Genomic DNA, 8735 nt, shown 5'->3' on the forward strand with positions numbered 1-8735 from the left:
GGTTCTCCTCGACCTGGCCCGGCATCTCGACCGCCAGCACCCGGCGCACGGCGTCGGCGCGGGCGTCGGCGGGGATGGCGGGATTGAGCCGGTCGACTGCGGCGGTCAGGCGGGCGGGCAGGATGACGTCGGCATAGGCGGCGCGCTCGGGCGCCTTGCCGTCGGGCGAGGCGTCGATGCCATAGGCTACCTGCCACCCCTGCTCGGCGAGCCATGCGAGCGCGGCTTCCTCGACGGTCGACTCGGTGAGCTTCGCCATCAGGCGCTGCCGTCGACGAGAGTCGCGCCGGTCATGCCACCAGCGCCTCGGCATCGCGGACGCGGAGTTCGCCGGACATCAGCTTGGGAAGGAGGGCGTCGCGGGTAGCGGAGAGTGTGCAGACCTCAGCGCGGTTATATAGAATGGCTTCTACCATCGGCGCCACAACACGATCGAATTCCGCGAACACCGCCGTCGATCCCACTAGCGCCTCCACGTTGCGCAGGCCCGGTGGTGAAATCCGCTGGTGACTCTTCGACGTCCCGGTGACCATCCCCTCCATGATCTGCCGGAATGCATCATCCCGGAACAGCGCGAAGATCAGGCTCCGGCTTGCGAACGCCTTCGGCGTGAACGCAAGGAATTCAGTAGACGCGATCTGACGAAGAGCGTCTCGGTCGTTGGTCATCCAGACTCGCGATATTTCCGGGTTGAGCTTTGACAGCAACACGGCACCACCGGGAACAATGGTTTTATTGCTCTTGATCGCGCTTCCGGTGTCTAAAGCCGGGGACGCTCCCGAATCAAAGGCGGGCAAGCTGTAATGCTCAAACACCTCCTGGCTAGACAAGGCCGGGTTTATTGAGGCCGTATGCTGGTCGGCGAGGGCGTCGACCGTGAATGTCTCCCAACCTTCCGGAACGCCGTCGTCGCCGAGCCGGTCGGGGAAGTGGGACCAGAGATCGGGAGCGAAATAGGCAGGGCGGCCTTCGGCCTTGGCGCGGGTGGGGCCGAAATCGACGAACCAGTCCCGGAACAACGCCCGCGCGCTCGCCTCCAGCGTTTCGTTGATCCGCCGGTTGAGTTCGATCTTGTCGTCGAGGGCGGAGAGAAGTTCCGACATCGGTCGCCTGATCCGGTCCGGCGGCATCGGGATCGGGATTTCGGCCAGGTCTTTGAGATTGAACGTGGTCTGGACGGTCGTGTTCGACCGCATGGCCATGAAGGCACGCACGGCGCCACTGCGCATCATGTGATTGACCCAGCGGGCGTCAACATCAGCGGCCAGCGGCACGACGCCCACGGCTCTCGCCACGTTCCACCCTTCCAGCTCGGGTGGCGCAATCGCCGTCAGCCCGACTGATCCGACCAGCGTGACGAGCAACTCGCCACCTTGCAGGCGCGACCGGCGATACTGATCCTCGACGTCCGGCGAAATGCGCATTGCACTGGCGACATTCAGGCCATTGCTGTCGAAGTTATTCACCCGCAATATCGGCCTGCCCATTGGGTCAGGCGAGCCCGGTTGAACTACTCCGTAGCAAATCGACCGATCGTCCGGGACGAGCGCGCCTAAGGGCGTCGTCGGCCATGGTAGGGGCACGGCCCCGCCCTGAACCAAAGACAGGAAATCCGATGGTTTCCCGGTATCCAGGATGAGGTCCACTTTGAAGGGCAGCTCGCTCTCAGAAAAAGCGTCACTCAGCTCGGGCAAAGCGGCGTCGTCAGGTGCCAGCCTGCCTACCCGAAGGATGAGATCCAGATCGGAATAGGGCTTGGCGGTCCAATTTGCGCGACTGCCGAAGACCTGCACTGGCGCGTTCGGCGCATATTCTGCCAAGATCCGGTGGACGGTCTCCAGATAATCAGGCCGTAGATCAACGGGACCGATCAAGCCAGAGCCTCCCGCAGCTTATCTAGCAGGAAACGAGCCTCCTCTACGAACGCCGGGATCTGAGCGAAGACGTGTTCGGCCTTTTCCTGGTCGTAAGTGTGGCTTGTCGCCCCGCGAGCGGCGCGGAACGCCTTCCAGTTCGACCAGTCCCCTAGCAAAAGTCCGCGCTCATTGCCCAACCTGATCAAATCCTGGAACGTGATCGCGTCGAACTCCGCCGGGTTCGCCGATGTTGCCTCAAGGTAGCGCTTGAGCATCTTGTGACTTAGCTCGTACGTGAATTCGAAACGCTGAATACCAGCGTCGCGGATCATGTCATCCGATGGCGCTTCAGCGTTGCGGGCGAGCGCCGCCTCAAGCGACGCCAACGCCTTCTCAAACGGCTCGATGCTGAGATTCAACGGCGTCCGGTCCTTCTCCATGGATGGGACATATAAAGAGAACGCCGGTTCTTTTGCACGTCCAACCTGACCTGTAAGAAAATCGGCATTTATCTATTTAGACCGACCACGTTGGCGAGCCGCTCGCGGATCACCTCCGTCAGGCTCGCGCTCTCGGCGAACTGCTCCTCCAGCGTCGCCTGGAGGGCGGCAAAGCGCTCAGCGAAGGGCACCGCGTCCGCCTCCACATCCTCGGCACCGACATAACGGCCGGGCGTCAGGACGTAGCCGTGACTGGCTATGGCATCATGGCCGGCAGCGCAGGCGAAGCCGGGGACATCGGCATAATCGTCGGCCTCGCGCCACGCGTGATAAATGCCCGCGATCCTCGCGATGTCGGCGTCACTGAACTCACGCCGGGTGCGGTCGACCATGTGGCCGAGCTTGCGCGCGTCGATGAAGAGGATCTCGCCGCGGCGATCGCGCAGCTTCTTGTCCCGACCGATACCGTTCGACTTGTCCTTGGCCAGGAACCAGATACAGACCGGGATTTGGGTCGAGTAGAAGAGCTGGCCCGGCATCGCGATCATGCAGTCGATCACGTCGCTGTCCACCATCGCGCGACGAATGTCGCCCTCGCCGTTCTGGGTCGAGGACATCGAGCCGTTGGCGAGGACGACCCCGGCGGTGCCGGTTGGCTTCAGGTGGTGGAGGATGTGCTGGAGCCAGGCAAAGTTGGCATTGCCCGCAGGCGGGGCACCGAAACGCCATCGGGCATCCTCGCGGATGCGCTCGCCGCCCCAGTCGGACACGTTGAACGGTGGGTTGGCGAGAATATAGTCGGCGCGCAGGTCGGGCAGCTCGTCCTTGTGGAAGCTGCCCTCGCTGTTCCAGCGGAGGTCGGCGTCGATGCCGCGCACCGCCAGGTTCATCATCGCCAGCCGCCAGGTCGTGTGGTTCGACTCCTGGCCGTAGATGGCGATGTCGCCGATCCGGCCGCCGTGGCTCTCGACGAACTTCTCCGACTGGACGAACATGCCGCCGGAGCCGCAGCACGGATCGTAGACCCGGCCCTTGTAGGGCTCCAGCATCTCCACCATCGTGCGGACGACCGAGCGCGGCGTGTAGAACTCGCCGCCGCGCTTGCCCTCGCTGCCGGCGAACTGGCCGAGGAAATATTCGTAGACGCGGCCCAGGACGTCGCGTGACGCGTCCGCGCCGTCCTTGAAGCCGATGCCGGAGATGAGGTCGATCAGCTCGCCCAGCATCACCGCGTTGAGGCCGGGGCGGGCATAGTCCTTGGGCAGCACGCCCTTCAGGCCCGGATTGACCTTCTCGATCTCCAGCATGGCGTCGTCGACGACCTTGCCGACGCCCGGCTGGCGGGCACTGGCCTGGAGGTGCGACCAGCGGGCGAGCGGCGGCACCCAGAACACGTTGTCGGCGCGATACTCGTCCTCGTCCTCCGCGCCGTCCGGATACTCGGCCAGCAGCTGCGCGCGCTTGGCCTCGAACCCTTCCGAGATGTGCTTGAGGAAGATCAGCCCGAGCGCGACGTGCTTGTAGTCCGACGGCTCCATGTTGCCGCGCAGCTTGTCGGCCGCGCGGAACAGCTCCGCCTCGAACCCGAGGTCTCCGCCCTTCGGCGCCTTGGCGGCCTTCGCTGCCCGAGCCATGATGCTTCCCCCGACGACGCCCTGGTCGTCAGGACAATACCAAGCTGACACCACAATCCGGGCGAGAACTCAACGCTCCCGGCCGATGGAGCAGGCGGGGAGACCGCCGGTGGCACGGCTGGACCGTGGGTCAGCCGCCTTGCTTGTTGTGCCAATCGAGTGTAGCAACAGGCCGTGCAGCGCCGTGCTGCGCGCCTGCAAAATCAAGCACTAAGCTGGTGCGATTTCCTGGCTGGGACTCCTGCCGCCCCAGCCAGCACGTTGTTCTCGGCAAGTCGTCTCGATCCGGCCCGCTGTTTACCGACAGATCATCAATCTCCGGTACTTATCCCTCCGTGGGCGCTCTGTTCATCGTCAGTGCCGAAGATGCACGCTTTGCGGCGCGGGCGGTCGGGGCCGCTCGGGTCCAGTTCGCGCGGCTGGGTCTGCCTGACCTGATCGAACACCAGTGCCCGGGCTGGCGCATCCTGCATAGCGGTTACGCAGCGGGAGGGCCGGACCTGCGGATATCGCGTCCGAACGGATCAGCCGCCGTTGCCGGCACGATGACGGTCGGCGGTGGGATGGGTCTAGCGGCGTTACAGGACCTTCTCGCCCGCTCAGGGCCACCAGACTTCCACCGGGAGGAGCTTGGCGGCCAGTTCGCGGCCATCGTCCAGCGCGCCGGCCGCAGCTTCCTGTTCGGCGACTGGTTCGGCGCTTTCCCGGTCTATCACGATGCCGGCCGCCGCATCTTCTCGACATCGCTGCTCGCCGCGCTCGCCGCCATGCCGCGCGCCGCGTTACATCGTCAGGCGGTGTACGAGTTCGCCTTCAACATCGCGCCGATCGGCAACCACACGGTGGTCGAGCAGCTGTCGCTGCTGGCTCCGGGCGATGTGGTCGAGCTGCTTCCCGGCGGCGACACCGTGTCGCATCATCAGTCGCGCGAGCAGGACGCGAGTGAATCCGGCGCGCCCGTCGGCGTGCAGATCGAACGCCTGCGCGACGTCTTGGACACGACGATCAAGGCTCATGCTAGTGCCGCGTCGCGCGGTGTGCGCTGTCCCCTGTCGGGCGGGATCGACTCGCGCCTTGCCTTTGCCGCCGCGCGGGCGGCGGGTCTGTCGCCCGACCTCTACGTCTATGGACCGACCGGAAGCTGCGACGTGCGGATCGCGCGCAGCATCGCAGCCGGCGAGGGCTTGCCGCTCGACTGGTTCGACCAGCATGACGGGGCCTGCGATGCCGAAGCGTTCGCCGCCACGGTGGAGCGCAACTTCCATCAGTCCGACGGCCTGCCCAATTTCGGCAACATCTTCGACGCCGGCGGCAACGCGGTCGCGCGTGACGCGCGGCACGCGGGGGGTGCGCTCGCCATGTCGGGCGGCTGCGGCGAGGTCATGCGCGACTTCTTCCGCCTGCCCGATCAGCCGACCTCGGTGTCGCGGGTCGCGCGTACCTTCCTGTCGCGCTTCTCCGCCGACGATGCGAGCGCCGATTTCGACGGCGCTGCGTTTGTGTCGGCGCTGGCCGGCACGTTGGGCAGCGCCATCGGCGTGGACGATCTCCACCGGCCGATGCCGCGCCTGCTGATCGAACAACTCTACCCCAGGGTACGTTGCCGCGCGCTGTTCGGGCGTGAGATCGGCATCGAGGCGCGGTATGGGCCCTATCTGATGCCGTTCCTCGACCATCGCTTCGTGGCGGAGGCGGTGCGGCTGCCGATGGCGCTGCGCTGGGCTGGACGGGCGGAGGCGATGCTGCTGGCGGCGATCGATCCGCGGCTTGCGGCCTATCCGTCGTCCTATGGCCACCATTTCGCCGGGCCGCCCAGCCGCCGGCACCGGTTCGACGAATGGGCGTCGCGCTCCCGCCCCGCCTGGCTGCGCGAGCGCAGCTATCGGCTGCGTCGCCGACTGGGCGCGACCGGCGACGAGCATGGCAGCGTTCCGGCCTCCAGCCACATGGGCCGGGTCATCGACCTGTCCTTCCCGCACATGCGCGCGTTCTTCCGGCCGGAACGGGTGCGCGACCCGGCCCTATGGCGGCGGATCGCCTGCCTGGAATATTTCGCGGGGTGGATGGCGGCGAACTAGCGATCGAACCGGATCGCACGCTCGCCGAACGATCGCCCTCCTAGCTGATCGCGGCGATAACGATGGTGAACAGACCCAAGCCGAGCGACAGCGGCCATCGCAGCCGCATCCACCAGGATGGCGTAAGGCCATCCGCCGCCAGCCGACGATCCACCAGCAGGCTGCCCAGCAACGAGACGCCAAGCACCACCAGCATCGGCCCCGGCGGCGACACGCCGACCGCAAGCGCCAGTGCCGTGGCCAGCGCGACCAGCGACGGCGCAACGGCCGCCAGCCAAATCCACGCGGGTGCCTGGTCGGACGAGCGGGCGGCCAGCCCCCACCACATGCCACCCAGGAAGCTGAGGATCAGCGTCGCATAGGCATAGCCGACAGCCAACGCTGCGAGATGCCACCCTGCAGGCCCGGCCGCGAGCATGACCACGACCGCGGCTTGCGGCAGCAGTCCGGCAAAACCCAGAGCTCTCGCAAGAGGCGGCGTCGATGTCACTTATCCAGCTCGTGCCGCGCCCCAGCCAGCATCCGCCGCGCGACATCGCGAACCGCCTCGTCATCCTTGCTGTCATCGTGAGCGCGGTCGCCAAGGTGATCGAGGCTGTCCTCGATGAAGCTCAGCAGCCCCGGCTGGTTGCGCTCGACATGCTCGATCAGCTTGAACAGGACATGCTCGACCGCGATCTCGCGCTGACGGGTTAGCACGGCGCTATCGGTCATCTTTTCAGCCTTTTCCTGATGAGCCGACCGAACGCGCGAGAGCGGCGCAGGTGCCGCCGCAGAACCGCGGCTAGCGTTAGGCGGCGTGCGTCATCGCGGCGCGAGCACGTCGTCCAGCGCGCTCGGCGCATGGCGCGAGATGCGCACCTGGACGTCGCCTTGCGTGACCAGGCTGTTGGGCGGCACGTCCTGGACCAGCCAGACATTGCCGCCGATCGTCGAGTCGCGACCGATCGTGATCCGGCCGAGGATCGTCGCGCCGGCATAGATGACCACATCGTCCTCGATGATCGGGTGGCGTGCGAAGCGGCGGCGGACGCCGTCGTCGCCGTCCGCCTTCAGCCGCCGCGCGCCCAGCGTCACCTGCTGGTAGAGCCGCACCCGCGCGCCGATGACCGCGGTCTCGCCGATCACCACGCCGGTGCCGTGATCGATGAAGAAGCTGGGTCCGATCGCGGCACCGGGGTGGATGTCGATACCGGTGCGTGAGTTCGCCAGCTCGGAGACGATGCGCGCGACCAGCGGCGCGCCGAGCCCATGCAGCCGGTGCGCGAGGCGATGATGGATGATCGCCAGCGCGCACGGGTAGCAGATCAGGATCTCGTCGACGCTGCGCGCGGCCGGGTCGCCGAGGAACGCCGCCTCGACATCGCTGTCGATCAGCGCGCGGATCTCCGGCAGGCCGGCGGCGAAGTGGCGCACGATCGTCTCGGCTTGGCCCTCGTCGAAGCTGACCTCGTTCTCGGCGTCCCAATAGCGCAGCTCCAGCCGCACCTCGCCGAGCAGCGTCGCCAGCGCGCGGGCAAGCACCTGATCGACATAGGCGTCCTCGTCGGCCTCGCCATGCGCCTCGCCCAGCCGCTGCGGGAACAGCGCCGCGCACAGGTCGGTGACCGCCGCCTCGATCCGCTGGCGGGACGGAAAGCCGTCGACGCCGACCTCCAGGTGCCGGTGATGAGCCTCGCGCCAGCGCCTGCGCGCCGCGCGCAGGCCGGCGGCGATGTCCGCCAGGTCGCCGGGCGGCTGATCCGCCTGTTCGATGGTATCGCCCCGCACCAGATGATCGCTCACCGCCAGTCGTCCGCGACGCGCGCCAACGATTGGGGCTGATCCGAGGCGGCGTCGGCGATCAGCTCCGCGACCACTCGCTGCCCCTCTTCCCAGCCGCCGAGACCGGAGGCGGCGTTCATATGGCCGGCCGTGCCGGCATCGTGGAAGCGTGCCGACCAGCCCACCGCCATCTCGCGCGAGCGCTGGAAGCTCGCATAGGGATCGTTGCGGCTGGCGACCACGATGGTCGGGAACGGCAACGGCCGCCGCGGAACCGGCCCGAACCGCGCGACGCGCGGGTCGACGTCCTCGCGCTCGGGATCGGGCGGTGCCACCAGCAGCGCACCGCCGACCCTAGCGGCGAGATCGCCGGCGATGCTCGCCCACCAGACGACGGCGAGGCAGCCGAGGCTGTGGGCGACGATCACCGGCCGGCCATCGATCTCCGCCACCGCGCGGCCGAGCCGGGCGATCCAGCCGATCCTGGTCGGATCGTCCCAGCGGCCGAGTTCGGCACGCACGCAGTCGCTCCGCTCGCGCTCCCACCGGCTCTGCCAATGGCCGGGGCCTGAGGAATTGAGGCCGGGAACGATCAGGCAGGTCATACAGAGATGCTCTCGGTGATACGGCGGCCTTATCCCTCACCTCGGCAGGGGAGATGAGTGTGGATTTCTGTCGTCCCGCAAAGCTGGGGTTGGGCTTGGGCCCGTCAGGTGCCGCGTTCCTGATCGCTACCCACTTGACCAGCGTCGATCCGATGTTGACACCATGGTGGTCATCGCGGGCGGTCGACGAGACCGGCTTCAACCAGGGGATCGTCAATGCGCCTAGCTGCCACCATAAGCCTGCTCGCCCTGCTGGCCAGCTCGTCTGTCGGTGCGCAGCAGACCGCGCAGGTCTCGGCGACGTCGTCGGGCGATCGCGATGCAGGCCAGGCCGGCGCACCGCGCGACGAGCCCGGCC

At 67.0% G+C, this 8735-nt stretch carries 9 protein-coding genes; 1 reads left to right on the forward strand and 8 read right to left on the reverse strand.

Features of this window, described 5'->3' with window-relative positions; all coding sequences use genetic code 11:
* The 4 genes from HUU96_RS06860 to HUU96_RS06875 all read right to left on the reverse strand — a co-directional run.
* The coding region (locus HUU96_RS06860) for a type I restriction endonuclease (RefSeq protein WP_174292093.1) at positions 1–259 on the reverse strand (259 nt) is incomplete at its 3' end.
* Positions 260–290: 31 nt separating this feature from the next.
* On the reverse strand, positions 291–1874 hold the full coding sequence (locus HUU96_RS06865; RefSeq protein WP_174292094.1) for a restriction endonuclease subunit S: 1584 nt from the start codon (positions 1872–1874) through the stop codon (positions 291–293).
* Positions 1871–2296 (reverse strand): HI0074 family nucleotidyltransferase substrate-binding subunit, encoded by a 426-nt coding sequence (locus tag HUU96_RS06870; protein ID WP_174292095.1) that lies wholly within the window; start codon positions 2294–2296, stop codon positions 1871–1873. The genes HUU96_RS06865 and HUU96_RS06870 overlap by 4 nt, the downstream gene beginning before the upstream one ends.
* A 68-nt stretch (positions 2297–2364) precedes the next feature.
* Positions 2365–3930, reverse strand: coding sequence for a type I restriction-modification system subunit M (locus HUU96_RS06875; protein WP_174292096.1), 1566 nt, complete (start codon positions 3928–3930; stop codon positions 2365–2367).
* A gap of 335 nt (positions 3931–4265) precedes the next feature.
* Here HUU96_RS06875 and HUU96_RS06880 point away from each other — a divergent pair, with 335 nt between their 5' ends.
* Entirely contained in the window at positions 4266–6008 is a 1743-nt protein-coding gene (locus HUU96_RS06880) for a hypothetical protein (RefSeq protein ID WP_174292097.1), read from the forward strand.
* 40 nt (positions 6009–6048) lie between these two features.
* Here HUU96_RS06880 and HUU96_RS06885 read toward each other — a convergent pair whose 3' ends face one another.
* The 4 genes from HUU96_RS06885 to HUU96_RS06900 form a co-directional block, all read right to left on the reverse strand.
* Positions 6049–6498, reverse strand: a complete 450-nt coding sequence (locus HUU96_RS06885) for a DUF3429 domain-containing protein (RefSeq protein WP_174292098.1) — start codon at positions 6496–6498, stop codon at positions 6049–6051.
* Entirely contained in the window at positions 6495–6722 is a 228-nt protein-coding gene (locus HUU96_RS06890) for a hypothetical protein (RefSeq protein WP_174292099.1), read from the reverse strand. The genes HUU96_RS06885 and HUU96_RS06890 overlap by 4 nt, the downstream gene beginning before the upstream one ends.
* Before the next feature lie 90 nt (positions 6723–6812).
* A complete protein-coding gene (epsC, locus tag HUU96_RS06895) occupies positions 6813–7793 on the reverse strand; it encodes a serine O-acetyltransferase EpsC (protein WP_438827063.1) in 981 nt (326 codons plus the stop codon).
* Positions 7790–8377, reverse strand: coding sequence for an RBBP9/YdeN family alpha/beta hydrolase (locus tag HUU96_RS06900; RefSeq protein WP_174292100.1), 588 nt, complete (start codon positions 8375–8377; stop codon positions 7790–7792). The genes epsC and HUU96_RS06900 overlap by 4 nt, the downstream gene beginning before the upstream one ends.
* Positions 8378–8735 lie beyond the last annotated feature (358 nt).

Source organism: Sphingomonas bacterium, from assembly GCF_903644135.1.
Taxonomy (GTDB): Bacteria; Pseudomonadota; Alphaproteobacteria; order Sphingomonadales; family Sphingomonadaceae; genus Sphingomonas.